This window comes from Chloroflexota bacterium, assembly GCA_026389585.1.
GTDB lineage: Bacteria > Chloroflexota > Dehalococcoidia > UBA2247 > RBG-13-53-26 > JAPLHP01.
Genome location: JAPLHP010000071.1, coordinates 1 through 25,289, shown reverse-complemented (window position 1 = coordinate 25,289; position 25,289 = coordinate 1). Strand labels below are relative to the sequence as shown.

Annotated in this window: 25 protein-coding genes, 1 tRNA gene and 1 pseudogene; 21 read left to right on the top strand and 6 right to left on the bottom strand. The window is 54.2% G+C overall.

All coding sequences use genetic code 11. From position 1 onward, the window contains the following. The first annotated feature begins 251 nt into the window (after nt 1–251). The 9 genes from purD to mutM all read left to right on the top strand — a co-directional run bounded on the left by purD (nt 252) and on the right by mutM (nt 8,737). Nucleotides 252–1,511 carry a phosphoribosylamine--glycine ligase gene (gene purD, locus NTZ04_05880; protein ID MCX5991840.1) on the top strand — a complete coding sequence of 420 codons (1,260 nt, stop codon included), beginning with the start codon at nt 252–254 and terminating at the stop codon, nt 1,509–1,511. 70 nt (nt 1,512–1,581) lie between these two features. Continuing rightward, the gene (gene tsaE, locus NTZ04_05875) at nt 1,582–2,094 is read left to right on the top strand and encodes a tRNA (adenosine(37)-N6)-threonylcarbamoyltransferase complex ATPase subunit type 1 TsaE (protein MCX5991839.1); all 513 of its coding nucleotides are present in this window, start codon (nt 1,582–1,584) and stop codon (nt 2,092–2,094) included. Further along, complete coding sequence (tsaB, locus tag NTZ04_05870; protein MCX5991838.1) at nt 2,091–2,786, top strand: tRNA (adenosine(37)-N6)-threonylcarbamoyltransferase complex dimerization subunit type 1 TsaB; 696 nt, start codon at nt 2,091–2,093, stop codon at nt 2,784–2,786. The genes tsaE and tsaB overlap by 4 nt, the downstream gene beginning before the upstream one ends. A 30-nt stretch (nt 2,787–2,816) precedes the next feature. Beyond that, nucleotides 2,817–3,827 (top strand): tRNA (adenosine(37)-N6)-threonylcarbamoyltransferase complex transferase subunit TsaD, encoded by a 1,011-nt coding sequence (gene tsaD / locus NTZ04_05865; protein MCX5991837.1) that lies wholly within the window; start codon nt 2,817–2,819, stop codon nt 3,825–3,827. Then, nucleotides 3,824–4,834, top strand: coding sequence for an L-threonylcarbamoyladenylate synthase (locus tag NTZ04_05860; protein MCX5991836.1), 1,011 nt, complete (start codon nt 3,824–3,826; stop codon nt 4,832–4,834). The genes tsaD and NTZ04_05860 overlap by 4 nt, the downstream gene beginning before the upstream one ends. Before the next feature lie 65 nt (nt 4,835–4,899). Then, nucleotides 4,900–6,054, top strand: a complete 1,155-nt coding sequence (locus NTZ04_05855) for a geranylgeranyl reductase family protein (protein ID MCX5991835.1) — start codon at nt 4,900–4,902, stop codon at nt 6,052–6,054. 37 nt (nt 6,055–6,091) lie between these two features. Continuing rightward, nucleotides 6,092–6,553 carry a 5-(carboxyamino)imidazole ribonucleotide mutase gene (gene purE / locus NTZ04_05850; GenBank protein ID MCX5991834.1) on the top strand — a complete coding sequence of 154 codons (462 nt, stop codon included), beginning with the start codon at nt 6,092–6,094 and terminating at the stop codon, nt 6,551–6,553. Between the two features lie 48 nt (nt 6,554–6,601). Next, the gene (gene purB / locus NTZ04_05845) at nt 6,602–7,897 is read left to right on the top strand and encodes an adenylosuccinate lyase (GenBank protein MCX5991833.1); all 1,296 of its coding nucleotides are present in this window, start codon (nt 6,602–6,604) and stop codon (nt 7,895–7,897) included. Nucleotides 7,898–7,921: 24 nt separating this feature from the next. Beyond that, on the top strand, nt 7,922–8,737 hold the full coding sequence (gene mutM, locus NTZ04_05840) for a bifunctional DNA-formamidopyrimidine glycosylase/DNA-(apurinic or apyrimidinic site) lyase (protein MCX5991832.1): 816 nt from the start codon (nt 7,922–7,924) through the stop codon (nt 8,735–8,737). Nucleotides 8,738–8,750: 13 nt separating this feature from the next. Here the strand turns inward: mutM and NTZ04_05835 are convergent, their stop codons facing one another. Then, nucleotides 8,751–9,029 (bottom strand): Smr/MutS family protein, encoded by a 279-nt coding sequence (locus tag NTZ04_05835; protein ID MCX5991831.1) that lies wholly within the window; start codon nt 9,027–9,029, stop codon nt 8,751–8,753. A gap of 245 nt (nt 9,030–9,274) precedes the next feature. On the opposite strand from NTZ04_05835, the gene proB reads away from it, so the two are divergent. The 5 genes from proB to NTZ04_05810 all read left to right on the top strand — a co-directional run bounded on the left by proB (nt 9,275) and on the right by NTZ04_05810 (nt 14,298). After that, on the top strand, nt 9,275–10,444 hold the full coding sequence (gene proB / locus NTZ04_05830; GenBank protein ID MCX5991830.1) for a glutamate 5-kinase: 1,170 nt from the start codon (nt 9,275–9,277) through the stop codon (nt 10,442–10,444). 176 nt (nt 10,445–10,620) lie between these two features. Next, a complete protein-coding gene (gene rny, locus NTZ04_05825) occupies nt 10,621–12,135 on the top strand; it encodes a ribonuclease Y (protein MCX5991829.1) in 1,515 nt (504 codons plus the stop codon). Nucleotides 12,136–12,151: 16 nt separating this feature from the next. Further along, nucleotides 12,152–12,919 carry a TIGR00282 family metallophosphoesterase gene (locus tag NTZ04_05820; protein ID MCX5991828.1) on the top strand — a complete coding sequence of 256 codons (768 nt, stop codon included), beginning with the start codon at nt 12,152–12,154 and terminating at the stop codon, nt 12,917–12,919. Between the two features lie 3 nt (nt 12,920–12,922). Then, on the top strand, nt 12,923–13,756 hold the full coding sequence (locus NTZ04_05815) for a PHP domain-containing protein (protein ID MCX5991827.1): 834 nt from the start codon (nt 12,923–12,925) through the stop codon (nt 13,754–13,756). A 20-nt stretch (nt 13,757–13,776) separates the two neighbouring features. Further along, nucleotides 13,777–14,298 carry a B-box zinc finger protein gene (locus NTZ04_05810; protein MCX5991826.1) on the top strand — a complete coding sequence of 174 codons (522 nt, stop codon included), beginning with the start codon at nt 13,777–13,779 and terminating at the stop codon, nt 14,296–14,298. Here the strand turns inward: NTZ04_05810 and sppA are convergent. Further along, nucleotides 14,286–15,074, bottom strand: coding sequence for a signal peptide peptidase SppA (sppA, locus tag NTZ04_05805; protein MCX5991825.1), 789 nt, complete (start codon nt 15,072–15,074; stop codon nt 14,286–14,288). The two genes, NTZ04_05810 and sppA, sit on opposite strands and share 13 nt — an antisense overlap. A 78-nt stretch (nt 15,075–15,152) precedes the next feature. Here sppA and NTZ04_05800 point away from each other — a divergent pair, with 78 nt between their 5' ends. Beyond that, the gene (locus tag NTZ04_05800; GenBank protein ID MCX5991824.1) at nt 15,153–15,392 is read left to right on the top strand and encodes a hypothetical protein; all 240 of its coding nucleotides are present in this window, start codon (nt 15,153–15,155) and stop codon (nt 15,390–15,392) included. Here NTZ04_05800 and NTZ04_05795 read toward each other — a convergent pair. Beyond that, nucleotides 15,389–16,003: an HNH endonuclease gene (locus NTZ04_05795; GenBank protein MCX5991823.1), complete on the bottom strand. Its 615-nt coding sequence runs from the start codon at nt 16,001–16,003 to the stop codon at nt 15,389–15,391. The genes NTZ04_05800 and NTZ04_05795 overlap by 4 nt on opposite strands. 357 nt (nt 16,004–16,360) lie before the next feature. Here NTZ04_05795 and NTZ04_05790 point away from each other — a divergent pair, with 357 nt between their 5' ends. From NTZ04_05790 to NTZ04_05775, 4 genes are all read left to right on the top strand, one after another. After that, complete coding sequence (locus NTZ04_05790; protein MCX5991822.1) at nt 16,361–17,290, top strand: restriction endonuclease; 930 nt, start codon at nt 16,361–16,363, stop codon at nt 17,288–17,290. Nucleotides 17,291–17,625: 335 nt separating this feature from the next. Further along, nucleotides 17,626–17,937 (top strand): hypothetical protein, encoded by a 312-nt coding sequence (locus tag NTZ04_05785; protein ID MCX5991821.1) that lies wholly within the window; start codon nt 17,626–17,628, stop codon nt 17,935–17,937. A 195-nt stretch (nt 17,938–18,132) separates the two neighbouring features. After that, nucleotides 18,133–18,717 carry a hypothetical protein gene (locus NTZ04_05780; protein MCX5991820.1) on the top strand — a complete coding sequence of 195 codons (585 nt, stop codon included), beginning with the start codon at nt 18,133–18,135 and terminating at the stop codon, nt 18,715–18,717. Nucleotides 18,718–18,948: 231 nt separating this feature from the next. Beyond that, a tRNA-Ala gene (locus NTZ04_05775) sits at nt 18,949–19,023 on the top strand. Between the two features lie 236 nt (nt 19,024–19,259). Here NTZ04_05775 and NTZ04_05770 read toward each other — a convergent pair. From NTZ04_05770 to NTZ04_05760, 3 genes and pseudogenes are all read right to left on the bottom strand, one after another. Further along, nucleotides 19,260–19,658: a hypothetical protein gene (locus tag NTZ04_05770; GenBank protein MCX5991819.1), complete on the bottom strand. Its 399-nt coding sequence runs from the start codon at nt 19,656–19,658 to the stop codon at nt 19,260–19,262. Between the two features lie 6 nt (nt 19,659–19,664). After that, nucleotides 19,665–21,469: pseudogene (locus tag NTZ04_05765) on the bottom strand (family 78 glycoside hydrolase catalytic domain). A 599-nt stretch (nt 21,470–22,068) separates the two neighbouring features. After that, complete coding sequence (locus NTZ04_05760; GenBank protein MCX5991818.1) at nt 22,069–23,184, bottom strand: TIM barrel protein; 1,116 nt, start codon at nt 23,182–23,184, stop codon at nt 22,069–22,071. A gap of 271 nt (nt 23,185–23,455) precedes the next feature. Between NTZ04_05760 and NTZ04_05755 the strand changes: the two genes are divergently transcribed. Together NTZ04_05755 and NTZ04_05750 are read left to right on the top strand one after the other, a co-directional pair. Next, nucleotides 23,456–24,484 carry an NAD(P)-dependent alcohol dehydrogenase gene (locus NTZ04_05755; protein ID MCX5991817.1) on the top strand — a complete coding sequence of 343 codons (1,029 nt, stop codon included), beginning with the start codon at nt 23,456–23,458 and terminating at the stop codon, nt 24,482–24,484. A 93-nt stretch (nt 24,485–24,577) separates the two neighbouring features. Further along, nucleotides 24,578–25,165, top strand: coding sequence for a sugar phosphate isomerase/epimerase (locus NTZ04_05750; protein ID MCX5991816.1), 588 nt, complete (start codon nt 24,578–24,580; stop codon nt 25,163–25,165). The last annotated feature ends 124 nt before the right edge of the window (nt 25,166–25,289 follow it).

Here is a 25,289-nt window from a genome sequence, read left to right as displayed (position 1 = left end):
CTTCAAGATTAAAAGAGGGGTAGGGCTTTCCCATTGGCGTCCACTATCAGGTGTCAATGAAGCGGCATCTATAATATTCTGCGGCCGATATCACGCAAATACCCTTCAACGCTAGCGATGAACCGAAGCCTGGGAGCCATGGGATTCGCCACGTATCCAGACGGCGACACTGCTATAGAAATGCTCTTTACAGAGCTTTTAAGTATTCGCATATCAAAGACAAAGGCTGGTGAACTCCTGGAGGTAGAACTGTGAACGTAATGGTCATCGGGAATGGCGCTCGGGAGCATGCCCTGGTGTGGAAGCTCAAACAAAGCCCAAAGGCGGGTAAGATTTATGTTGCTCCGGGGAACGCCGGAACTGCGGCAATTGCCGAAAATGTGGATATCCCTGCCGGGGATATCGAAGCCCTGGCCAAAGCAGCGCAAAAGTATCAAATTGACCTGACCGTGGTAGGACCTGAAGCCCCTCTAGCCTCAGGCGTTGTTGATCTGTTTCAGAAGCTCCGCCTGCCTGTCTTCGGTCCCACAAAGGCTGCAGCACAGATCGAATCCAGCAAGGTATTCTCCAAAAACCTGATGCAGAAATATGGCATACCCTGCGCTCAGGGCATGATCTTCTCGTCATATTCAGAGGCCAGGGACTACGTCCAATCTCAGCCAGCCCCCCTGGTCATAAAAGCAGATGGCTTGGCAGCAGGCAAGGGGGTCGTCGTAGCCACTTCAAAGAAACAAGCCCTGGAGGCATTGTCCGACGTCATGGAAAGGAAGTCCCTGGGCAATGCCGGCGACAGGGTCATCATTGAGGAATGCCTCAGTGGCAAAGAGGTAAGCCTGCTCGCCTTTACCGATGGCAAGACTGTCTGTCCTCTTGTTCCCGCCTGCGACTATAAGAGGGTATTCGATTATGACCAGGGGCCGAACACCGGTGGTATGGGAAGCTACAGCCCAACCGGCTTCTTCGATCAATCTCAAGTCGAAGAGGCACAGCGCACTGTTCTGGAGCCAGCGGTGCAAGCCATGGCCAGCGAAGGTATGCCTTACAAAGGCGTCCTCTACGCCGGGCTGATGGTCACCCCGGATGGCATCAAGGTGCTGGAGTTCAACGCCAGGTTCGGTGATCCGGAGACTCAAGCCATAATTCCCCGACTCGATACTGACCTGGTGGATATAATGCTGGCTGTAATTGAGAGGAAGCTGAACAAGATAAAGATCGAATGGAGCAACGAGGCCTGCGTTGGAGTGGTGATGGCTTCGGGGGGTTATCCGGGAAAATATAAGACCGGTTTCCCCATCACGGGACTGGATAAGCTGGACAGGGATATCCTTGTCTTTCATGCCGGAACAACTGTCAAAGAGGGTGCGGTCACCAACGGAGGCAGGGTGCTGACAGTGGTAGCCAAGGGCAAGACATTGACCGATGCGCGAGCCAGGGTCTATGCCAACATACCACGCATCCATTTCGAAGGCTGCCACTACCGAAGAGACATCGCCGCCAGGGAGGCGGCATGATAATCTAGTTGCAGAATATCAAGGCTAAGTACTCCCAGAGACTTATTTTCGTTCAGAGGAACAGTCAACAGTGTCCGGAACAACGCTCAAGAGAAATTCCAGGATCAAGATGAGGAAACGCCTGTGTCTGACAAGCAGCCCTTCGGCCACACAGGAGCTAGGCAGGAGAATAGGTAAAAAGATTAGCACCGGCAGCATCATCGCCCTGATAGGGGAACTCGGCTGCGGGAAGACGTGTTTTACGAAAGGCCTGTGCGCCGGACTCGGCATTCCCAAACGGTGTGTGAACAGCCCCACGTTCGCTTTCGTCAATGAATATGAAGGCAGGCTCCCTGTGTTCCACCTGGACCTGTACCGGCTGGAAAATGCGGCCATGGGTCTTGACGTGGGAATATTGGACTATTTGAGCAGGGCAGCATCAGGGGTGGCCATAATAGAGTGGGCAGATAAAATACTTCCGCTCCTCCCTGATAATCACCTGGCGGTGGAGTTCTCCGTCCTTTCTCCCAAAAAGCGCGAGATAGTGCTCACCGCCTTTGGCGAGGGCTTTGGCAAACTGCTTGATGAACTGGGCAACCTATGAGAATACTGGGGTTTGATACTTCAAGTCCCTCCAACACCGTCGGCTTGATCGATGGCGATCGGGTGCTGGCAGACCTCTCCTGGGAGGCCAGGGACAACTCGCTTCAGAGGATAATCCTTAATATCGACCTGGTGCTGAAACGCGGCGGGCTCACTCTGGCAGAGGTCGATGGGCTGGCGGTAGGCATAGGACCCGGGTCATGGACCGGGCTGAGAGTAGGGATAACGGTAGCCAAGACCCTGGCTTATGCAGCCAATAGACCTGTCTGCGGCATATCATCCCTGGAGGCCCTGGCATATCAAGCCAGAAGTGCACCCGGCCTTCTATGTCCGCTTATCGATGCCGGCAAAGAGAATATTTATGCCGCTTTCTACCGTTCCATGGGGGAAACCCTTGCCAGAAAAGGCGAGTATTATGTGGGCAGCATAAAAGAACTAACCAAGACCATCAAGGAACCCACCCTCTTCCTGGGTAAGCCAGCGCACCTGTATCGCCAGATCATAGCCAGGGAACTGGGCTCTCTGGCAAACTTCGGCAGTCCATCAGATTCCCCGAGCGGGTGCGTGTTCGCCTGGCTGTCTCTGCCCCGCTTCGAAAGAGGTAATACCGATGATGCTCCCTCTCTGGTGCCCTTATACTTAAAGGAATCTCTAGCCCAGGCATTGCTGCTCAAACGGCAACAGGAACCATGAAGTAAATCTCCTGCGTCTTGAGTGGTACAGATTAACATGTTGATTCTAGGTATTGAAACATCCTGTGACGAGACATCGGCGGCTCTGGTCGCCGATGGCACTATCCTTTCCAATGTCATCGCCTCACAGATAGACCTGCATGCCAGATTCGGCGGTGTGGTCCCGGAGGTGGCCTCCAGAAAACATGTGGAGGCCATAGGCTATGTCACCAGGGAAGCCATCGATTCAGCCGGGAAAACGCTCCCAGAAATAGAGGCCATCGCTGTCACTTCAAGGCATGGCCTGATCGGTTCCCTCATTGTAGGGGTGTCAGCCGCCAAATCCCTGGCCTATGCCCTCAAGGTACCACTGGTAGGCATACATCACATCGAAGGGCATATCTTTGCCAACATCCTGAGCCACCCGGAGATGCCGCTGCCACATGTTTGCCTGACCGTCTCCGGGGGTCACACCATGCTTGTTTATGTCAATGATGTGTGCCAATATGAGGTGATGGGCAACACACTGGATGACGCCGCCGGTGAGGCCTTCGACAAGGTCGCCAAATTCCTCGGGCTCAGTTTCCCCGGTGGACCTGTCATAGAGAAGCTCTCAGTTCAGGGAAACAAATCGGCCTTCGCCCTTCCCAGGCCGTTGGGGCGCAGCCGATCCTTCGATTTCAGCTTCAGCGGCTTAAAGACCGCCGTGGTCAATATGTTTAAAGATAAGGGCAGGGAAACACTCCCCCTGCCGGACATTGCCGCCAGTTTTCAGGAAGCCGTCGTAGATGTTCTGGTGTCCAAGACCCTCCAGGCCGCCCGGTACAAAGGGGTACCTGCCGTCAGTGTTACCGGAGGGGTATCCATCAACAGACGACTGAGGGAATCGTTCTCAGACGCCTGCCGCCGTGAAGGTCTCCGGGTTTTCTTCCCACAGCTTGACCTGTGTACGGACAATGCAGCTATGGTAGCTGCCGCCGGCGCTGCCAGGTTGAAATACGGAGAAGTGTCCGGTCTTGATCTCAACGCCATCCCCAGCGCTCCTCTCGAGAGTGCCAAATGAATCACCAAACCCTGATGATAGAGATCAACCCCGCAGCCCCTGATAATGAGGTTATCAGCAGAGCAGCCGAGGTATTAAGGAGGGGAGGGCTGGTGGCCTTTCCCACCGAAACAGTCTACGGGCTGGGAGCAGACGCCCTGAATCCCGAGGCAGTGAAAAAAATATTCGTCGCCAAAGGAAGACCTCTGGACAACCCCATAATAGTCCATGTCGCCGCATTGGAAGATCTGGGTGTCCTCACGGATGACGTTTTACCCGGGTCAATTCCGCTGATGAAGCGATACTGGCCCGGGCCCTTAACACTGATCTTCAAGAAGTCCGGCAGGGTGCCCGCCCCTGTGACGGGCGGGCAGGACACGGTAGCCGTCAGGATGCCGAGGAACAATATCGCTCTCGCTCTGATCAGAGCCCTCGGCCATCCCATTGCCGCCCCCAGCGCCAACCTGTCGGGGCGCCCCAGCACCACTACCGGCAGACATGTTTTACAGGACCTGGACGGGAAGATCGATCTGATTCTTGACGGCGGCCCCGTCGAGGTAGGGTTGGAATCTACCGTGCTGGACATCTCACGTCGGCCTCCGGTCATACTGAGGCCCGGGGCAATAACGCCGGAGGAATTGGAGCCCCTCATTGGCGAAGTGATTATGGGTACGGGGGAAAAGACTCCAGGACGCTCTCCAGGCACCAGTTATCGACACTACAGTCCCAGGGCACGAGTCACTCTGGTGGAAGAGGCCAACCCGGAAGCAATGACGCGGTTGGTTGAGCAACGCACCAGGAAAGGGAACAAGGTAGGAGTAGTCGCCCACCACGCACCTTCCCCTCAGAATAACAGAGTAGTCGTGAGGTTGATGCCACAGGAGCTCAAGGCATACGCCAGACAGATGTTCGCCATAATGCGCGAACTGGATGAACTGGGCGTGGACGAGATAATAATAGAGAAAGTGGAAGAAAAGGGAATGGGGGTCGCTATAATGGACCGCCTGAGAAGAGCAGCTTCACGTTGAACGCTTTGCAGTCCGGCAGACTCCCGAACTTAGCGACAGAGCTGGAGAACTAGAGGATCCTGCGCATGGCACATTCCTTCAACCACTCCTATGACGTCGTTATCATCGGCGCAGGACCAGCCGGGTCCACCCTGGGCTACGAGCTGGCCAGGAAGGGGATAGACGTGCTCATCCTGGAGAAAGAGAGCCTGCCTCGATATAAACCCTGCGCCGGAGGGATCACCGTCAAGACAGCCAAGCTGCTTGGCTTCGACTTCAGTCCGGTAGTGCGGGATACAGTGCACGGGGCCAGGGTAGTTTACAAGAATAGCAGAGCCTTCACCAAATGGTATGACAAACCCCTGATTTACATGGTGATGCGCAGTGACTTCGATCACCTCCTCGTCCAGAGAGCCAGGGAGGCAGGGGCGGTGATAATGGAAAATGAAAAGGTCTGCCAGATAGAGGCAAACAGTCAGGGAGCCAAGGTCACAACCACGAACCATACCTTTACGGCACAGGTTCTCGCTGGCGCAGATGGCGCAAGGAGCGTGGTTGCTGCCGGTGCCGGCCTGATGCAGAATATAGACTTTGGCATTGGCATGGAAGCAGAGATTTCAGTTCCAGCTGAAAAATTGCTACAATGGGACTCTCTGGTGGGATTGCACCTGGGGTACATTCGGGGTGGGTATGGTTGGGTCTTCCCCAAGAAGGATCATCTATCAGTGGGGGCAGGAGGCCCGCTCCGCCAAGTGAAAAGACTCAGGCCTGGATACCAGGCAGTGTTGAAGTCATACGATCTGGAAAATCAATCGGTCACCAGGTTAAGGAGCCACTATCTGCCGGTGCGCAAGAAGGGAATGGCGATCCAGTCGAAAAGAGTCCTGTTGCTCGGGGATGCCGCCGGCCTGGTGGACCCACTGACCGGTGAGGGTCTCTATCATGCCATCAAGAGCGCTCAAATTGCCGCCCCGGCTATCAGCCGATGTTTGCAGACTGATGCCACGAATCTGAGAGACTATGAGGATGCGGTGAACAGAGAGATAATGCCCGAGTTGAAAGCCGCCCGGGCCTTCACACGGCTCTTCACCTGGTCCCCCTGGTTGTATTTCGGTCTCGTGGAGCGAAGCGACCGCCTCTGGGGGGCTTGCTGCCGCGTGCTGCGGGGTGAGGAATCCTACCTCACCATCAAGGAGAGAGTTGAGCCTTTTGAAGGCCTCCTGGACTTATTAAGTATATGAGCAGGTGAGGTTAGAAATGACAAATCCTAAACAAGCCATGCCTATCGTCGGGGTGGTAATGGGCAGCCGGTCTGACGAACCTCTAATGAAGCCAACATTGGACATGCTGGAGGAACTGGGGATTCCCTACGAGGTTCGGGTCATCTCCGCCCACCGCACACCTGAGAAGACCCGCGAATACGGTCTCAAGGCCCAGGAGAGAGGGCTGGAGGTCATCATTGCCGGCGCCGGGGCAGCCGCCCATCTCCCCGGCGTGCTCGCCAGTTGGACTACCCTTCCTGTTATCGGCGTCCCTCTGCCCACCAGCGACCTGAAGGGCGTCGATAGCCTGCTTTCCATCATTCAGATGCCGGGCGGAGTTCCCGTAGCCTGCGTAGCCATCGGTTCCGCCGGAGCCAAGAACGCCGCTCTCTTCGCCGCCCAGATACTGGGGCTGAAGCACGACGGGATAAGGGAAGCCTATGCAGCATATCGGAGAAAGTTGGCGCAAGGGAGTTGATCCGGAAATCTATTTTGACTCTGACTGCAATCAGAACGGGAGTGAGAGATGATTGAGCGGTATTCCAGACCGGCGATGAAAAAGGTCTGGTCAGACGAGAGCAAATTCCATAAATGGCTTCAGATAGAGATCGCCGTCTGCGAGGCTTGGGCAGAGCTGGGAGTTATCCCCAAAGAAGAGATACCAAAGATAAAGAAGGTCCGCTTCGACCAGAAGCGCTTCGATGAAACCCTCAAGGTGACCCATCACGATGTGACGGCCTTCCTCAACACAGTGGCCGAGAGCCTCGGTGAGGAAAGCCGTTTTATCCATCTGGGGCTCACCTCCTCCGATATCATGGACACCGCCCTCAGCCTCCAGTTGCTGGAGGCTGCCGACATCCTGTCGCAGGATATCGCCGAACTCACGACTGTCCTGCGAAGAAGGGCCATTGAACACAAACATACCATCATGATAGGGCGCACCCACGGCGTCCATGCGGAGCCCATCACCTTCGGGCTCAAACTGGCGATCTGGGTGGAAGAGATGAAGCGGAATGCTCACCGCCTGGCTGAAGCCAGAGAGGTTATCGGGGTGGGCAAAATCTCCGGAGCCGTAGGCACCTATGCCACAGTGCGGCCAGAGGTGGAACAGATAGCCTGCATCAAACTGGGACTTGAGCCGGCTCCCGTCTCCAGTCAGGTTCTCCAACGGGACCGCCACGCTCAGTTTGTCACCACTCTGGCCATAATCGCCGGCTCCCTGGAGAAATTCGCCACCGAAATCCGGGCACTTCAAAAGACCGAAGTTCTTGAGGCAGAGGAGCCCTTCGAACCCGGGCAAACAGGCAGCTCCGCCATGCCGCATAAGCGCAATCCAGAGCTTTGCGAGCGCATCTGCGGCCTGGCCCGACTCCTGCGGGGCTATGCCCTCATCTCAATGGAGAACATCCCCCTGTGGCATGAGCGCGACATCAGCCACTCCTCCACCGAGCGCATCATCCTGCCCGACTCCTGCCTGGCGCTGGACTACATCCTGAGCCTCTTTATCAAAATCATGAGCGGCCTTCAGGTCTATCCTCAACGCATGAAAGAGAACCTCGATCTCACCGGTGGGCTGATCTTCTCTCAGCGACTGCTGCTGGCTCTCATTGAAAAAGGACTGACCCGCCAGAAGGCCTACGAACTGGTGCAGCGCAATGCCATGAAGGCCTGGAAGGAAAGATGTGATTTTCTGCAGCTTCTCAAGAATGACGCTGACGTCATCATCCACCTACCAGCGGCGGAGCTGGAGTCACTCTTCGATTATGACTACTACCTGAAGCACATAGATCAGATCTTCCAGCGACTGGAACTGGGGAAATAGCCTAAAGAAGGATGTTAGAGAAAGATGCCTGAACTACCAGAAGTAGAGACCATAAAGAATGCCCTTATTCCCGATGTAGTGGGTCGTCGTTTTAACAATATCACCCTGCTCTGGCCGGATCTGGTCCGCCAGCCATCGCCCGAAAAGTTTCGCCAACGGCTCACCGGCCAGACGGTAAAGGATATTCGCCGCAGAGGGAAATATCTGCTCTTTGACCTGACCAATGACAACAAGTTGATCCTGCATCTCAAAATGACCGGCTGCCTGCTGCTTCAGCCCTCTCCTGCCACCCCTGAATCCCATACCCGGGTCATATTGCACCTGGACAATGACACTGACCTTCACTTCCTCGACCAGCGTAAGTTCGGGGCCATGTGGCTGGTGGCAGACGAAAAGGAAGTCACTGGCACGCTCGGTCCCGAGCCCCTGGACCGCCGCTTCACTACATGGGCTCTGCGCAAAGCCCTGTCACAACATAATACCCCTATAAAGGTTTTACTCTGCGACCAGACTGTCATCGCCGGGATCGGCAACATGTATGCCGACGAAGCCCTCTTCGAAGCCCGGATCCATCCGCTGAAGAAAGCGAAGGATATATCTACGGGGGAAAACGAGCGCCTGTACAGGGCTATTGGCCACGTATTGATTGAAGCCATCGCTCGCTGCGGCGCCAGCGTCAACACCTATCAACAGCCCAACGGCGAGCCGGGATTTGCCCACCTCTTTTTCAAAGTCGCCCACCGCCGCGGGGAACGATGTTACAACTGTGACACTCCAATCGAGCGGATCTCTTTACGCGGGCGGGGTGCCTATTTCTGCCCTAAATGCCAGGTGATCTGATCAGCTGGTATAGCTAGTCTCCCATCTCCACGATGGTAACACCGTCACCGCCCTCCCACGACCAGCCTGATCGGAAGGATCTGACCAAGCTCTGTTTTGGCAACCACGCTCGAATCTTGCTCCTTAAAGCCCCGGTCCCCTTACCATGAACTATCCGGACAACAGGCACACCAGCGCAATAAGTTTCATACAGGAACTGCTCCAGCTTCACTATAGCCTCGTCGGTAGTGAAGCGGTGCAAATCCAACTCGGGATATGACGACGCCGATGGACTCATGTCCTTCCCAATCACTCCAGACTCAATTCCCCTGAGCGGGCTAATTCTACAGGGCTGCCTGACGTCAGTCAAAGTCAAGGGGTGAAATTTAGCCTGGTAGCCTTGTGACAATAACAATAACAGGGTAGCGTAGCCCCTACAGCAATGGGGGGTGACAAAGATACGACAGAGCCCACAGATTAAGGTGTTTCTCAACTCATGCTTGTGAAGGCCCAGGTGCAGTTATATAATCTAGGCTGGTTTGCAGCGGAACTCCAACAATGGACAAGACGAAACGGACAAAACCTAAAGAACACGGCACATCGTCGAAGGCTCCTCATTACCACCGTTTGGTAATCAAACTTGGCACCAATCTGCTCACCGGTGGTACCGGACGCCTTGATCCTGACACGATGACAGACCTGGTGGGCCAGGTAGCCAAGCTGCATCAGCAGGGTCATGAGATAATCCTTGTTTCCTCCGGCGCCATTGCTGCCGGCAGAGACAAGTTGAGCCTCAAACGGGACCGCAAGGACATCCCCTTCAGACAGGTACTGGCTGCAGTAGGCCAGGGTTGCCTGATGCACACCTATGAGCAACTCTTCGACAAACACGGCATCGTTGTCGCCCAGGCTTTGCTCACCAAAGCCGACCTCTCGGACCGTGCCGGCTATCTTAATGCCCGCAACACCCTTCTATCCTTGCTTGACTTAAGGGTAGTGCCCATCATCAATGAAAACGATGTAGTAGCCACCGACGAGATCAAAGAGGCCAAATTCGGGGACAACGATAACCTTTCTGCCATGGTGGCCAACCTGGTGGATGCCAATCTCCTGATACTGCTCAGCGATGTTGCCGGGCTCTATACAGCGGACCCCCGCCTTGATTCCAAAGCCAGACTCATTCCCGCAGTGAAGAGGATCGATGCCGATATTGAGCGCATAGCTGGCGGCGCTGGCACGAGCCGCGGCACCGGCGGGATGGCCACCAAGATCGCGGCGGCTAAGGTAGCTACCAGTTCAGCCATAGCTGTAGCCATTGCGGATGGCAGCCTGCCTGACGTCATCACCAAGCTGGCTGAGGGAGAATCCATCGGCACCCTTTTCCTACCCACAACGACCAAACTGGAGAGCAGAAAGAGGTGGATGGTCAGCAGGCTGTCTTCACGGGGGAGGATTATTGTCGATGACGGGGCAGCAACGGCTCTCAAAAAAGGAAAGGGCAGCTTGCTGCCCGCCGGGATCAAGGACACGGAAAGAGAATTCCACCGCGGCGACCTCGTCGATATCGTTGATCTGCAGGGCAACCACATAGCCTGCGGGATATCAAACTACAGTTCCTCTGACATCCAGTCTATCAAAGGTGTCCATTCCGAGCGGATCATGCCCCTTCTGGGCTACGAATATGGCGCCGAGGTAATGCACCGAAATAACCTGGTGCTGGTAAGTTAGTCTCTACTCTCCTATTTCCCATATGATGCTATCTTAAACGTTGATCATCCACACACCGAAGCCATTGCTTGACACCAAGTGACATAAGGCGTTTAATATACGCATCGTAGTAGTCTACCCCCCAGCCTGGAAGCTTCAGTATAGAAAGGCAGGTGAAGGTGGCTTCCAACTTAATAGTGGTACCTGTTGGCTTGGCTTGCTTCGTCGTTGGAGGTGCAGTTGTATTCCTAGCCAGGCAGATGATAGCCAGCCGCAGAGCTCGCACAGCGGCTGAGGAGGCCCAAAAGCTTGTTGCCGAAGCGCAGGAGAAACAAAAGGCCATCCTCCTCGAGGCTAAAGAAGCAGCCATCAACATGAAGGCCGAGGCAGAAGCCAGCTACCGTGAGACCCGCACTGAGCTGCAGAAAGTGGAGAGACGTCTCACTCAGAAAGAAGAGAACCTGGAACACAGGGACGAGGCTCTTCAGCGCCGTGACCACAATATCACGGCCAAGGAAAGAGAGAGCGACAGAACGCGGGCTCGAGTGGAAGAGCTGCGGCAAAAGCAGCAGCAACAACTGGAAATGGTAGCCTGTATGTCTTCTGCCGAGGCAAAGGAATTCCTGCTCCAGCGGGTGGATAACGAGATTCGGGACGAAGCATCCCGACGGGTGCGCGAGATGGAAACAGCGGTCAAAGAGGAAAGCGACAAAAGAGCTCGAGATATCCTGTCTCAAGCTATTCAGCGCTGCGCCAGCGATGTGGTGGCAGAGAGCACTGTCTCAGTTGTTCCCCTGCCAGGGGATGACATGAAGGGTCGCCTCATCGGACGCGAGGGACGAAACATCAGAGCGCTGGAACATGCCACCGGAGTGGATCTGATCATAGATGACACCCCGGGGACAGTCACCCTCTCTTGCTTCGACCCGGTGCGTCGGGAGATCGCCCGTATTGCGCTGGAAAGGCTCATCCTCGACGGCCGAATCCATCCGGCCCGAATTGAGGAAATGGTGCAAAAGGCAAGGAACGAGGTTGAGACAACCATCCGCACTGAAGGAGAGCAGGCAGCCAATAGAGCGGGGGTGCAGGGGGTACCCATTGAGCTTATCAAAATGCTTGGTAGGCTGAAATACCGCTTCAGTTATGGGCAGAATGTCCTGACACATAGTGTTGAGGTCGCTATACTCGCCGGTATGATAGCTACCGAAGCAAAGGCCAACATCGAAATCTCCAAAAGGGCAGGTTTGCTTCATGACCTTGGAAAGGCAGTGGACTTTGAAACAGCAGGGCCCCATGCTCAGATAGGGGCCGACATTGTAAAGCAATGGGAGAAATCCCCTGACGTGGTGCTGGCTATCGCAGCGCACCATGGAGAGGTGGAGATGAGCACTGCTGAGAGTTTCATTGTCTCTGCTGCAGACGCTATCAGTGGGGCAAGGCCTGGCGCAAGACGTTCAGCGCTGGAACAATACTTGAAGCACCTAGAAGCCTTGGAGAGCATAGCCAACAGCTTTGCCGGGGTTGAAAGGTCCTACGCAATACAGGCCGGCAGAGAAATCCGCATCATGGTAAAGCCTGAGGAGATTGACGACATAGGGTCAATGAGACTCGCACGTGACATTGTAAAGAAAGTAGAAGAAAGTTTGAACTATCCAGGTCAAATAAAGATTACTGTAATCAGGGAAACCAGGGCGGTAGACTACGCCAAATAGAGGTGACTAGAAACCATTGCGGATACTACTAGTCGGTGACATCATCGGCAGGCCTGGCAGAAGAGCCGTCCGTAACCTGATGCCAGGCCTGCGTCGTGATTTGCAGCTTGATCTGGTTGTCGCTAACGCTGAGAATGCCGCTGGCGGGAAAGGGCTGACCCCGGAAACCGCTGAAGAGCTTCTCCAGAGTGGCGTCGATGTCCTCACTTCCGGTAATCACATCTGGGCGCAGAGGGAGATCCTCCCCCTTCTTGACACTGAGATGCCCATTCTCCGTCCGCTCAACTACGCCCCAGGGGTCCCAGGCCGCGGGTATTTATGGTGGCAAACCGTCCTGGTAGTCAGCCTGGCAGGGCGCACCTTCATGGGCGACGCCGACTGCCCCTTCAGGGCAATGAACCATCTGCTGCAGAAACTTGAAACCAAGCCTGATGCCATTGTGATCGACTTCCACGCTGAGGCAACCTCGGAGAAGAATGCCATGGGACGGTATCTCGACGGGAGGGTCAGCGCTGTGGTGGGAACACACACGCACGTGGGAACCATTGATACACGCATTCTGCCAAAAGGAACAGCCTATGTCACTGACATAGGCATGGTGGGTCCCGCCGACTCCATCATTGGTGACGACGTTGACGAGGTAATCAAGCGCTTCCTGACACACATGCCCAGTCGACTATCAGTGGGGAAGGGAGCCAACATTTTCAATTCGGTGCTGGTGGAGGTAGAACTAGGCACAGGACGGGCCACCAGCATCATCCGCGTTGATAGAGAAGCAGTGTAGTCCATGAAGTTCGACCTGCATCTCCACAGTACCGCCTCGGACGGGCGCTACAGTCCTGAAGAGCTGGTAAACACAGCAGCCACCTTGGGGCTGGAGGTCATCGCCATTACCGACCACGACTCTGTAGAGGGAATTGCCCCTGCCCTGAAAGCGGCGCAGGCATTCCCCACCCTCAAGGTCATCCCCGGTGTAGAGGTCAGCACTGACGTCCCCCACGGTGAGGTTCATGTTCTGGGTTATTTCATAGATTGCGCTGACGCGGAATTGATAAAGAAACTGGTAGAACTGCGTGGTTCACGGAAGATACGGGCACAGAAGATGATCGCCAAGCTGGCCAATCTGGGAATCCACATCGAGTGGGAGAGGGTGCAGGAGATAGCCGGGAGCGGTTCCGTAGGGCGGCCCCACATTGCCCAGGCTATTATGGAGAAAGGCTATGTCCAATCTTCCAAGGAAGCCTTCGTCAAATACATCGGCAGGGAAGGGCCGGCCTATGCGGAGCGGGAGAAGATGACACCTGAGGAGGTGGTGGAACTGGTGGTGAGGGTGGGTGGGCTTCCAGTCCTGGCCCATCCGGCCGACATGGAAAATCTGGAGGATCTCATTCCACGGCTCCAGAGGGTGGGGCTGATCGGCCTGGAGGTCTATTACAGTAACTATAATCCCAGGTCAATCCAGCAATTGGCCTCCATAGCCCACAAGCATGGGCTGATCGCCACTGGAGGCAGTGATTACCATGGCTTCGACAACACGACTGAGACCCCCATAGGGGGGGTTAAAGTACCTCCCGAGTGCATCAAGCGCCTCTTCGCTCTCAGCCGAAAAAGGGCCACTTAGCCATCTAAAACGATATGTGAATGAAATGCGCCGCCCATCCTAATGTAGAGACCAACCTGGCCTGCGGAAAATGCGGCATCCCCATCTGTCCCAAGTGCCTGGTCCAGACCCCTGTAGGTGCCCGGTGCAGAGACTGCGCCGGGGTCAAGCGTCTGCCCACCTACCAGATCACGCCTCTCCAATACCTCAAGGCTGCCGGCCTGGGGTTAGTCCTGGCTATCGCCATTGGCATAGCGTGGGCATGGCTCCGCGACCTGATACCCCTGTTCTCCGCCAGTCTTCTCCTCAGCATTGCGTTGGCCGCCGGTGCAGGTTATTCGATAGGAGAGGTGCTCAGTCGCTCCGTGAACCGCAAGCGTGGCACAGCCCTACAGGTTATCGCCGGCGTTGGCGTCGCCTTGAGCTACGTCGTGAGCAACGTGGGCTTCTCGGGAGATGCCCTGACCTTCTTTACCTACATCAGCCTGTACGATAGCAGTAGGTATCATGGTAGCTGTCGTCCGCCTGCGCTAGACAGAGTCCCATGCTCTCAGGAGCGATAATAGATGCGGCGGCTGAGCAAAGACTCAGCTGCAGTTATGAAATCCTCAGGCGCAGTACCGGCAAACCTCAAGAAAAGCCTTTCAGACAAGCTGGACCGCCGTCTGACCGGAATAAGGTGGCGCGCCACCTTGCCTAAATCAGCAGCCAGGTCAACGGCCACGTCAAAATCACCCACTTCATCAATAAGCCCCAGAGATTTGGCCTTCTCTCCCAGGAAAACCTCTCCCGTGGCCAGTTCCTTCACTTTACCCTCATCCATCTTCCGGCCTTTAGCCACAACCGAGACAAAATAGTTGTAAAAGCCAGTGATGAGCTCCTCTTCCTTCCTCTTCTCCTCTTCAGTCGGCTCCCGGTAGAAACCACCCATATCCTTCAGGCGGCCGCTCTTGGTGACATCAACGTGGATACCCACCTTGTTCAGCAAGTCCTGCAATATGGGCCTGACAGAGAGGACGCCTATTGACCCCACCACCGCTGTGGGGAGGGCTACAATCTTGGTGGCAGCACAGCTTGCCATGTAGGAACCCGAGGCGCAGGTCCCGCTGACGAAGGCCACAACCGGCTTCTTGGCCGACAGCCTCGAAACGGCGCAGTAGAGGCCATTAGAAGCCGTAGCCAGCCCCCCCGGCGAATCTACATTGATGATAACCGACTTGATCCTGCGGCTATTCTTCAAACCTTCGATCGCATTCGTGTAATCCCTCAACCTGCCGGTACCGCTTATAGGGCCGAATAATTCCCAGACACCGATCCCTGTCCCTAGTGGCATATTCATCGTCTATCAACTCTCCTGACCACAATTATAACAGATCAAGAACCATGCAGATAAACGGCTTGTGCACCCTTTGGTGCTATGTCAGCACAGTATCTCGGAGCGTGGCTGGCCAAATTCCAACCGAAGGGAACCAATGTCTGGAGAGTCAACTTCAGGGGGTATACAGATCATTATGACCATCAAGGATTTGGGGGATGGGAAAGCTTGGAGATGGTGCAGAGGTACACGCGCTCGGTGACAGTCGAGGATAGTCTGAAGGTCTGCAAGGCGCTGGTGGAGCAAGCATTCAAGAGGTGGGACCCCATCCGCTCAACCTAAACGTCAGAGGCTTGGATCATTCTCTTCAGTTCATGAATTGACAACGGTGGCGTTCGCTTGTGTAGCATTGCATGGCAATTCGGGCACACTGGGCTCAGATCATTGACGGGATCTACCTCATACTCCTGTCCAATTCCGGAAACAGGGACGACGTGATGTACGTGAATGAATCCTTTCCCAATGGCGCCATAGCGTTCCTCAAACGCAAGGCTACATACTTGGCATCTTCTGCCATGGCGCCTGAGACATTCTTCACGTGCCTCATGGTTGCGTTCGTATGTCGTGATGATCTGGCTGCGTTTTGTGCCTTCAAGACGCAAGCCGGGAAGTCCAGCACTCTCAGGTGGCTTGAAGGTTAGACCGGTTGCCCGTGACCAAATGGACTCGAGTTGCACTGCAGTACTTTCGGGGATACGAGTAGCTGATGCTTGCGGGTACCAGTTGTGCTGGCCCAGCGCATCTGATGACAAGGCTTTCTCATCTAGTATTGGGAGATCACTCAAGACGTCGAAAATAATCTCAACACGATGGGCAGTGTCTCCACGTTCTGCTCTCCTCGAATCCCAATGAACACCTTCAAAGGGCTCCGACACAATAACCCCTGAACCCATGATGCCCTTTGGGGGAACACCAAGACGCATGAGGAAGGCTCGATCTCCAGGAGAGATGTGTCGTGTTGCCCCACAACTCCAAGTATCGTGGTAGCGACCCTCTGCGTTCGCCTCATACACAGCTTGAGGCAAGTCATCCCATTGCCACTTATCGGGATTCCATGTGAAAAGGAAGGTGTTCATCTACTGCTTCCACTATCTCTCTGCTGCGACATTATACCAGCCCAACCTCAGCTTGGATACAGAGGGGGCAGCGGCACGATGCTCTTGTTGACTTGTTTGGATCGCCTGAGCTAGAATGCCCACAGCTAGTGCAGTAGCATAAGAGAGAGTAGAAGATACAAGAGAGGACGATCTATGGCGATCCCTGACTACCAGAGTCTGATGCTGCCGTTGCTTCAATTCGCGGAAGCACGAAACGAGGAAATTTCAACGTATGAGGCAGTTGATGCGCTTTCTACCCAACTGGGTCTTACCGAAGCGGACCTAGAGGAAATGCTTCCGAGCGGTGTCCAACGCACGTTCGTTAACCGTGTTGGATGGGCCACGACGTACATGAAGAAGGCTGGATTGCTTGAACCCACCCGCAGGGGTTACTTCCGAATCACACCGGGGGGTCAAGACCTCCTTAAGACAAACCCTGCGAAGATCAACGTTAAGCTGCTGAAGCGGTATCCCGAATTCCAGGTGTTCCAGCAACTCAAGGGAACGCGCCGTGGTGAGAAGATGAAAGCTTCAAGGGAACCCCCTGACATGTCAACCGCTACGCCCTCCGAGGCACTTGAGACTGCCTATGAGAATCTCCGCGAAGAGCTGGTCGATGAACTGCTTGCCAAGCTCAAGAAGTCGTCCCCGCCATTCTTCGAACAGATCGTTGTCGAGTTGCTCGTGAAGATGGGCTACGGCGGCTCGCGTGCTGATGCAGGAAAGGCTATAGGACGGACAGGGGACGAAGGCATCGATGGAATAATCAAAGAAGACAAGCTTGGTCTCGATGTCATTTATATTCAGGCGAAACGCTGGGACACCAATGCTGTCGGCAGACCTGACGTCATGCAGTTTGCCGGCGCATTGCAGGCACAAAAGGCTACGAAAGGCATCTTCATCACGACCTCCAGATTCACGGATGATTCCCGAAACTACGTTTCTCAAATCGGAAGTAAGATTGTCTTGATTGACGGCGACCAGTTATCCCAGCTAATGATCGACCATGACGTCGGTGTATCGACGGTTTCGCTCTATCCAGTAAAAAAGATAGACGCGGACTATTTCGAAGAAAGCATCTAGCATGGGGCTGCACCGTGACCGCTTTTCCGCTGCGTTGCATTGTCGCCGGTGAGTTTGGTTGTATGATGTCAACTTCGACTGAGGGGCAGTTAGATTACCTTCTCCTAGCCCCTCACTCTTGCTCATAGTCCATCAGCATTCCCACGACCTTCTCAGAGGCACCTTGACCTCAGCCTGGATACAAAGGGAGTACCTCCCAGGGCTTCCTCCAGACGGAGTTGTCTATCAGCGGCCTGATGCCACTCCCGTGTGGGCGGTGTTTCCAGGCTCCAGGGATGGCACGCCAGCGGTGCAACGTGTTATAGTGTGGCAGATTTGATTTGAGGAGGGAAAATATGACAGACGCCAGAACTAAACAACTTCTGGATCACAATCACCTTTTTCTTGAGTTACAGCAAGCAACTATTAACGAATATAAGATAGAACAGAGACTCTTGGAGGAAGGGCAACATGTCGAGACTCCTGATGAGGGGAAGGAATTTGCCAAGCTACGGCTAATGATGAGAAAGGAAAAAGATGTCAAGAAAGTCATCCGTGATCTCCTTGTATTACAGGAGGCCAGTGCTCATGCAGTTGCTTACCTGCTTGCAAAGAATAATGAACGCCTGATTGCTCTAGTCTCTGAGAAGCCAGATCAACGCAAATGAGCATCCTGGCATACAAGCCATAAGCCGTTCCAAGAACAGACGGGGGCTATCACCCTCTATAAAATGCCTTTGCTGACTCCGGAGGGAGCAGATTGACTTCATCTACAGCATCACAGTAATCAAGCCGGAAGGGGCTGGACAGACATCACCGGAAATGGTTCGGCAGTACACCAGTCATTAACAAGGAGATAAGAAATGAATCGTGAGGAAAGCGCCTACGTGGCCTTTGGACAATACTGGCTACAAGCAAGCCACCATGAGAACGCACGGATGTGGCTGACCATCGTCACTGCTGGCATATTCGCAATACTCCTGGGCATCATAGCCTGGACAGGGCTGGTGCACTGGTATCTAGCTGCCTTCGGGTTGTCGTTGTCCCTTTTTGGTTTCTTCGTAAACCACTCCCTGAGGGTGCTGTCCGTGCGCTATTCCAGAGTAGCCAGCACGTTGATGGATGCCGAGTTGGGTTTGGGAGACTACCACAGGTTTGTCGAAGGAGAGGAGGAGAAAAAGGGCATGGAAGTAGCCTGGGAGACTCTATGGAGCCTTCACAGTGGCTTTGTGTTGTTTTATTGCTTTGGCATGGCAGGTTGGGCAGCACTCCTCACCATAACAAGGGTTACCGAAGTATGGGTCACGGCTATGACCCTCATTATGATACTTGTCGCTACGCTTGGTTTCTATCGTCTCTTCCTGTGGCCACGGGAGAGGCTAGCAGAGACCCAGCCTCTGGTGTCCGTCAAGAAGGAAGAGAAGACCAGAAGGTCAGTACACAAATAGGTTGAATCAAAGCCTATGTTTCAATGGTTATGATTGGCGAGAGATTTGGCCGGGACTGGGTAGTTCTCAGCCTAGACTATGAGAGGAAGAGGAAGTCAAAGAGAAAGAAGTAGGGAAAGGTCACAGGAGATGCGTTAAGTTAAAATCCAAAGCCAAAAGAGCGTCAAGGTATGAAGTAACTGCCGTCCGTCTTGAGTAGACGGGCACACTCTGGTAAACTATCTAGCACTTGGGGCTGTGGCTCAGAGGGAGAGCGTCTGACTGGCAGTCAGAAGGTCGGGGGTTCGAGTCCCCCCAGCTCCACCAATCTCAAAATCGATCCTACGGGTCGCGTTTTTGGGCCGATTTTTCGACGACTCAGAAGGTCACCAGGGAAGAATCCACGCTTGGCGGGTCCGAGTCCACGCTTGACAGGTAGACCTTCTAACGCATATTCAGAAGGTCAATGGCTCAACTCCAGTGCCGCTGACCGCTGCCTGCGGAATTCGCCAAGAGAGATCAGCCGCGGAGCTTTGGCGACGAGGTTGCAGAGGAAGAACCTTCTATGTGTATCTGTAGCGGAAGTTGTAAGAACCACTACCTATCTGCAACGTGACTCCACCAGTCTCGTGGCTGACCCTAGAGACTCCCTCTGCTGCCTCGAGAGGTCCATCGCCTTCGCTGACCTCGGCCCCAATGGCTTTGGGCAGACGGACAGTCGCTGTACTGTTGGAAGGGATGGTGACACTGTAGGTCATCCGGCCTTCGACAAGCTTCCACGCCGACTTGACCTCTCCGTGAGGTGACTGATATGTAGCCCGGGCCTCCGTCAGCCCGCCGCCGGGGTGGGGCGAGAGAATGGTGTGCTTACCACCCGGATTCTCTTCATCCAGTCCAATCCCGGCTATGTAGCAGTAGAGCCATGCGCCGATGGCGCCAAAAGCATAGTGGTTGAAGGACATCCCCTTGCGAAGCATGCCGTCGGCCTTGATGCAGTCCCAGGTTTCCCAGACTGACGTGGCTCCCTTCGTGACTTCGTATAACCAAGAGGGAATGGTGTCTTGATTCAGGACTTGGAAAGCCAACTCCTCGTACCCGCTGTCACAAAGAGCCTGACAGAGGTGCGGAGTAGAGAGGAATCCCGTATCAAGGTGGTTGCCGTTGTCTTTGACCATCTTGGCCAGATGGGCAGCCAGCCTCGGCCTGATCTCTTCGGGAACCATGTCATAGGCCAACGCCAGAACGTAGGCGCCTTGCCTTGAAGGCCTGATACGCCCATTGTCCTTCACGTATCTCTTCAGGTAGGCTGCTCTTACTCTCTCAGAGAGTCCCCTGTAATACTCGGCGTCATTGTGTTTCCCCAGCAACTTGGCGATCCTGGAAAGCATGTGACATGAATAGGCAAATGAGGGGGTCGCCACGTAGCCTTTCGGAGCCCATGGCAGGAAGTAATGGTAGATCTTTCTACCCGGCTCCAGCCAGTCGCCCCAGTGCATGCCTTTGCTCCAGATATACCCCCTGGAGCGCCGCTGGATGAAGCCAATCCATTTCTTCATGGTGCCATACATCTCATGGAGGATTCTCATATCCCCGTAGTAGAGGTATAGAGTCCAGGGGACAGTGATGCAGGCGTCGCCCCAGCCAGAAGAGCCGCCAATGCCAAGGGGGCCATAAACTGGATAGTCGGGCAGCCAGGGTATGATGTGTGGGACCAGACCATCATCCCTCTGATCTGCCTTCAGGTCTTGTAGCCACTTCGCCAGGAATCCCGAGCAGCCCATTAGAAAACAGGCTGTCGGAGCGTATATCTGAATGTCCCCCGTCCAGCCCATCTTCTCCCCTGGGGGCAATCGCTGGGGACATCCAGGAAGTTGCCCTTCTGAGACCAGAGGATGTTGTGCTGCAGTTGATTGATGAGAGGATTGGAGCAGGAAAACTCTCCCGTAACCGGCAGATCGGAGTATATGACCAGGCCTCTGATGTTGCCCGGATCCAGTTCTCCCGGGTAGCCTTCTATCTTCACATATCTGAATCCGTGGAAAGTGAAGCGCGGTTCGATCACCTCCGGTCCACCCTTCAGAACATACCGGTCGATCTGATAGAAGCGCCCCGCCCTTCTCTGGTGGCCCAGAAGGTCAAGCTGTTCAGGATTGAAGTTGCCTTCGGGCGTCAGCTCCTCGCAGTAGCTCAGCGTGACCTCTCTCCCGCTTTCTCCTTCAACTTGAAGCCGGACAATACCCGCGATGTTCTGCCCCAGATCGACTACCATCTCGCCTTTGGGCGTCCTGAGAAGCCTCCGGGGCTGCATTTCCTCCTTGACCTTTGCCGTCCCACCGGGTGAGCAAACTAGGTGCGCCTTGCTGTATTCGAGTCGCCTCACCTCTCGCCACTTGTCATACCTGCAGCGGGGCTCCGACCAGCCGGGGATCTCCTTGCGCGCGTCATAGACTTCGCCATAATACAGGTCAGAACTGAGGATCGGACCTGTCGTACAATGCCAGGAGCTATCCGTTCCTATCGTCTCGATTGTCCCGTCCTTGTATTCGACACGGATTTGCGCCAGAAGGGCCAGTTCTTTGCCGAAGACATTTGGTATCGCCTTAATCCAGAGGTGGCCCCTGTACCAGCCGTCCCCCAGGAACACGCCCGCGGCGTTCTGGCCTTCCCGCAGGTAGTCTGTGACATCATATGTCTGGTACTGGAGGCGTTTGTGGAAACTTGAAAAGCCGGGAGTGAACCGCGCATCGCCCACCCGCCTGCCGTTGATTTCCATCTCATACAGGCCAAGGGACGTCACATAGGCCCTGGCGGAATTGACCTTTCCCTTAAGGTAGAACTCCTTTCTCAGCATAGGGCAGGGATTGTCCTCATCCTTCTCCTCGAGATCAGGGGATATCCACTCTGCTGTCCACTCCGAAGGGCTCAATATGCTCATCTCCCACCAGGCAGGCTGGCTCCAATCTGACTCTTCTCTGTGGTTGCCCCGGACCTTGACCCGCCACCAGTAGCGCTGATACGAGACGAGCTTGTCTCCGTCATAACCAACCCAAATAGAGGAATCGCCTTCCACCACTCCGGAATCCCAGACGAGCTTGGAAGCTTCCGTCAGCGCCTCTTTGCTCGCTGCTACCTGGATGTGATAGGCGGCCTGTGTCGTGTTCCTGCGGTCCGAAAGCAGAATCCAGTTGAACCTTGGCTTGACGGCATCAATGCCCAGGGAACTCTCCCTGTATTCACAGCGCAGTCTGTCCACGGCCAAGCTCATATGGTATGCCTCTCAAGCAAGAGCGCCGCGAAGCCCACGGTCCTGTTCTCTCTTCATACCACACTTGCAGGGCGACCCACGACCTGAAGTAGGTTGACTGTTCTTTGTCAGAGTATGTATCTCTTGGTGACTTCGATGGTGGCAACCGCATCACCTGTCGATTGCGCTTTCTCGAGTTCTTCTCTGGCTGCATAGATCAGTAGGGCTTTTTTCATTACGTTGCCAAATAGTTCCTTGGATAATGCCATTGACTTAACCGGGTCGGTGCGGTAAGTGAACTGATCCTCTCCAAACCAGCCGTCGTAACCGGTATCGATCGCAGCGTAACAGAAATCGGCCAGCCGCCAGATATCTCCCGTTCCGGCAATCCTATCTTCATCATTGGAATGCAGTTTGGCATTGTTCAAATGGAAATTGACCACAGGCACGCCGAACCTCCTGGCGACGTAGAGCATAGATGCTGGTTCTACTGCATACATCTGTTCGTGGCCATAATCAATGGCAACACCCATGTTCTCCCCACCGCATTCTCCATTGACGGTCTTCGCCAGCAGTATTGCCATGTGGGTGGTAGGAATGATCATATTGCCTTCTCGTGGTTCGTGAAGCTTCGCTTCTATTCCAAACCTGAGGCCTAGTGATTTCGCCTTCTTGTTTATCGCGATACAACCTTCAATGAACCGGTCGAGCAATTGGCCATAGTTTACTTCAAAATTGTAGTCCCAACCATCAGAACCAGGCCACAATGCAACGCTCTTGCAGCCTACTTCTTTCGCAATATCTGCGCTCTGTAGAGCAATGGCAAGTGCCTGTTCCCGAATGGATCTATTGGCATTGGTTATACCCCCAAGTCTCCACTTCGGATCTGAGAAGAGGTTGATGTTCATGTTTGTGGGCTCCACTTTGTACCCAGTCAACGCCTTCTTCACTTCGGCAACTTTGCTTCTATCCTTCTTGTAGTTCTCGTCAATGAAGCAGGCTTCGTGAAATTCCACCCCCTTGATACCTGCTTTTGCCACCCGCTCAATCTGAGCAACAATGCTGCCATCCAGACCGGGATCGTATCCACCTGGCGCAAAACGGTCGGCAAAACCACCTGCTGCCCAATGGCCAGCGGCGATCCTTATCCCGAACTCTTCACAGAACTTGTCCAGTATTTCCCCCTCTAGATAGCCACCGTACTCACTCTCTAGCCTTTCTAGCCCTTCCTGTGCCACTTTCATCTTTCTACCCTCTTCTCCTAATGGCGTTATTTCTTAGCAGGATTATAGCAAATATGTCCGAATACTCCATCTTAACGCAATAGAACTCGTGATGCGGAGTTTAGTCAAAATAGCGGCTGGGATATACTATCAAATACCTATTCATGCCGGGTCGGCTTGATCAATCAGTTTTTGCACATATGGCTTACCTTGAAAAGTGAAGAACGGTTGATAGCAGAACCAGACTGGCATAAACTACTGAGGCACCGATACTAGAGCGCAAGGAGGAAGCATGAAAGCACTTGTACTGGAAAAAGCAAAGCAGCTCACGCTTCGTGATATTCACATAGAGGAGCATCTTCGGACAGGTGATGTCCGTATCAAAATACATACCGTAGGGATCTGCGGCAGTGACGTGCATTACTATCAGCACGGTGCGATTGGGCCTTTTATAGTGAAGCAGCCTATGGTTTTGGGCCATGAGGCGTCAGGTATCGTTATCGAGGTGGGGAAGGGAGTGAAACACCTGAAGGTGGGTGACAGAGTCTGTATGGAGCCAGGCATTCCTGACCCAAATGGCAAAACAACCAGGTTGGGAATGTACAATCTCGATCCGGCCGTTCGCTTCTGGGCAACCCCACCAGTGCACGGTTGTTTGAGGGAAACGTTAGTTCATCCAGGGATGTTTGTATTCAAGCTGCCTGAGAATGTTGGTTTCGATGAGGGAGCGCTGGTAGAGCCTTTTGCGGTTGGGCTGCACGCAGCCCGAAAGGCGCAGATCAAACCAGGTGACGTAGCCCTGGTTATTGGCGCCGGAACGATCGGGATGGTCACGGCGATGGCAGCATTAGTGGGGGGATGCAGCAAAGTCATTGTCGCCGACGTCGTTCAGGAGAAGCTGGATCTGGCCTCATCTTTTGGTATGATAACCGTGAATGTAACACGAGAAGACTTGAATGAGACTGTTGGCAACGCTACCGATGGATGGGGCGCTGATGTCGTCTTTGAAGCCAGCGGAAGCGAAGCGGCGGTATCAAAGGTGTTTGAGCCTTTGTGCCCAGGTGGACGGGTTGTATTCATCGGCATGCCGACGCGTCCAGTGCCAGTTGACATCGTCTCAGCCCAGGTAAAGGAAGCGCGTGTCGAGACCATATTCAGATACGCTCATGTTTATCCCAGGGCACTCCTGCTGATGGAATCCGGTAAGGTCAGTTTGAAGCCACTGGTGACCGACAGGTATAAATTTGAAGAAAGCATTCAGGCTTTTGAATATGCAGCAAATCCGAGACCATCGAGCGTCAAGACTGTCATTGAGCTGTAGGCGCGCGGCATTTGCAGTGATAAGGGAATCTGCTGGTTCTGGTACTGAAATGAGGGTGGTCTGAGGGCCAACCAATCGTATGAAGGAGCGTGTATGTTCAAGTTTGGTGTAGATTCGCTGATATGGACGGAGGACTTTGGGGTAAAGGACTTGCCGCTCATCGAGAAAGCGAAAGCGCTGGGGTTTGAAGTGCTTGACATCAATGTAGCTCACCCCGAGAGGTTCCCCACGGAAGCGGCCAGAGAAAAGGTGCGAGAGGTGGGCATTGAAGTCGTGACCACTATTGGCCTTCCCGTGGACTCCAACCTGATCGACCCAAATCCCGAGACAAGACGACACGGAATCGAAACGCTGAAGAAGCTGGTTGATATCAATATAGAAATAGGTTCAAGCATTCTGGGCGGGGTGAACTACGCCGCCTGGGGTTATCTCAGCGGCAAACCGAGGACAGGAGATGAGTGGAGCTGGTCAGTAGAGGCTATGCGTGAGGTGGCTAACTATGCCAAGAGTAAAAGTGACATCATCATTGCTGTGGAGCCTGTCAATCGGTTCGAGACCCATTTCCTGAATGTGGCGGAAGATGCCGTGAAGTATTGCAGAGACGTGGGAACCGGCAATGTGAAGGTGCATTTGGACTCCTTCCACATGATACGAGAAGAGCAGAGTGTTGTAACTCTATGATAATGTCCTCTTAATAACTCGATAGAAATGTCCTCTTTCGCAAAAGGGAGTAAAACAGAGGCAATCCTGATAAGGAGGTGCCTCATTGGAAGGAGGACTGATCACGATGAGTGCCAAAGAGAGA

Excerpts from the sequence above, each read along its gene's own strand:
- tsaB (MCX5991838.1), top strand. The coding sequence starts at position 2,091 with ATGAGAATACTGGGGTTTGATACTTCAAGTCCCTCCAACACCGTCGGC.
- NTZ04_05860 (MCX5991836.1), top strand. The coding sequence starts at position 3,824 with ATGAATCACCAAACCCTGATGATAGAGATCAACCCCGCAGCCCCTGAT.
- NTZ04_05855 (MCX5991835.1), top strand. The coding sequence starts at position 4,900 with ATGGCACATTCCTTCAACCACTCCTATGACGTCGTTATCATCGGCGCA.
- purE (MCX5991834.1), top strand. The coding sequence starts at position 6,092 with ATGCCTATCGTCGGGGTGGTAATGGGCAGCCGGTCTGACGAACCTCTA.
- purB (MCX5991833.1), top strand. The coding sequence starts at position 6,602 with ATGATTGAGCGGTATTCCAGACCGGCGATGAAAAAGGTCTGGTCAGAC.
- mutM (MCX5991832.1), top strand. The coding sequence starts at position 7,922 with ATGCCTGAACTACCAGAAGTAGAGACCATAAAGAATGCCCTTATTCCC.
- proB (MCX5991830.1), top strand. The coding sequence starts at position 9,275 with ATGGACAAGACGAAACGGACAAAACCTAAAGAACACGGCACATCGTCG.
- NTZ04_05815 (MCX5991827.1), top strand. The coding sequence starts at position 12,923 with ATGAAGTTCGACCTGCATCTCCACAGTACCGCCTCGGACGGGCGCTAC.
- NTZ04_05810 (MCX5991826.1), top strand. The coding sequence starts at position 13,777 with ATGAAATGCGCCGCCCATCCTAATGTAGAGACCAACCTGGCCTGCGGA.
- sppA (MCX5991825.1), bottom strand. The coding sequence starts at position 15,074 with ATGAATATGCCACTAGGGACAGGGATCGGTGTCTGGGAATTATTCGGC.
- NTZ04_05800 (MCX5991824.1), top strand. The coding sequence starts at position 15,153 with ATGTCAGCACAGTATCTCGGAGCGTGGCTGGCCAAATTCCAACCGAAG.
- NTZ04_05795 (MCX5991823.1), bottom strand. The coding sequence starts at position 16,003 with ATGGGTTCAGGGGTTATTGTGTCGGAGCCCTTTGAAGGTGTTCATTGG.
- NTZ04_05790 (MCX5991822.1), top strand. The coding sequence starts at position 16,361 with ATGGCGATCCCTGACTACCAGAGTCTGATGCTGCCGTTGCTTCAATTC.
- NTZ04_05785 (MCX5991821.1), top strand. The coding sequence starts at position 17,626 with ATGACAGACGCCAGAACTAAACAACTTCTGGATCACAATCACCTTTTT.
- NTZ04_05780 (MCX5991820.1), top strand. The coding sequence starts at position 18,133 with ATGAATCGTGAGGAAAGCGCCTACGTGGCCTTTGGACAATACTGGCTA.
- NTZ04_05770 (MCX5991819.1), bottom strand. The coding sequence starts at position 19,658 with ATGTCCTTCAACCACTATGCTTTTGGCGCCATCGGCGCATGGCTCTAC.
- NTZ04_05760 (MCX5991818.1), bottom strand. The coding sequence starts at position 23,184 with ATGAAAGTGGCACAGGAAGGGCTAGAAAGGCTAGAGAGTGAGTACGGT.
- NTZ04_05755 (MCX5991817.1), top strand. The coding sequence starts at position 23,456 with ATGAAAGCACTTGTACTGGAAAAAGCAAAGCAGCTCACGCTTCGTGAT.
- NTZ04_05750 (MCX5991816.1), top strand. The coding sequence starts at position 24,578 with ATGTTCAAGTTTGGTGTAGATTCGCTGATATGGACGGAGGACTTTGGG.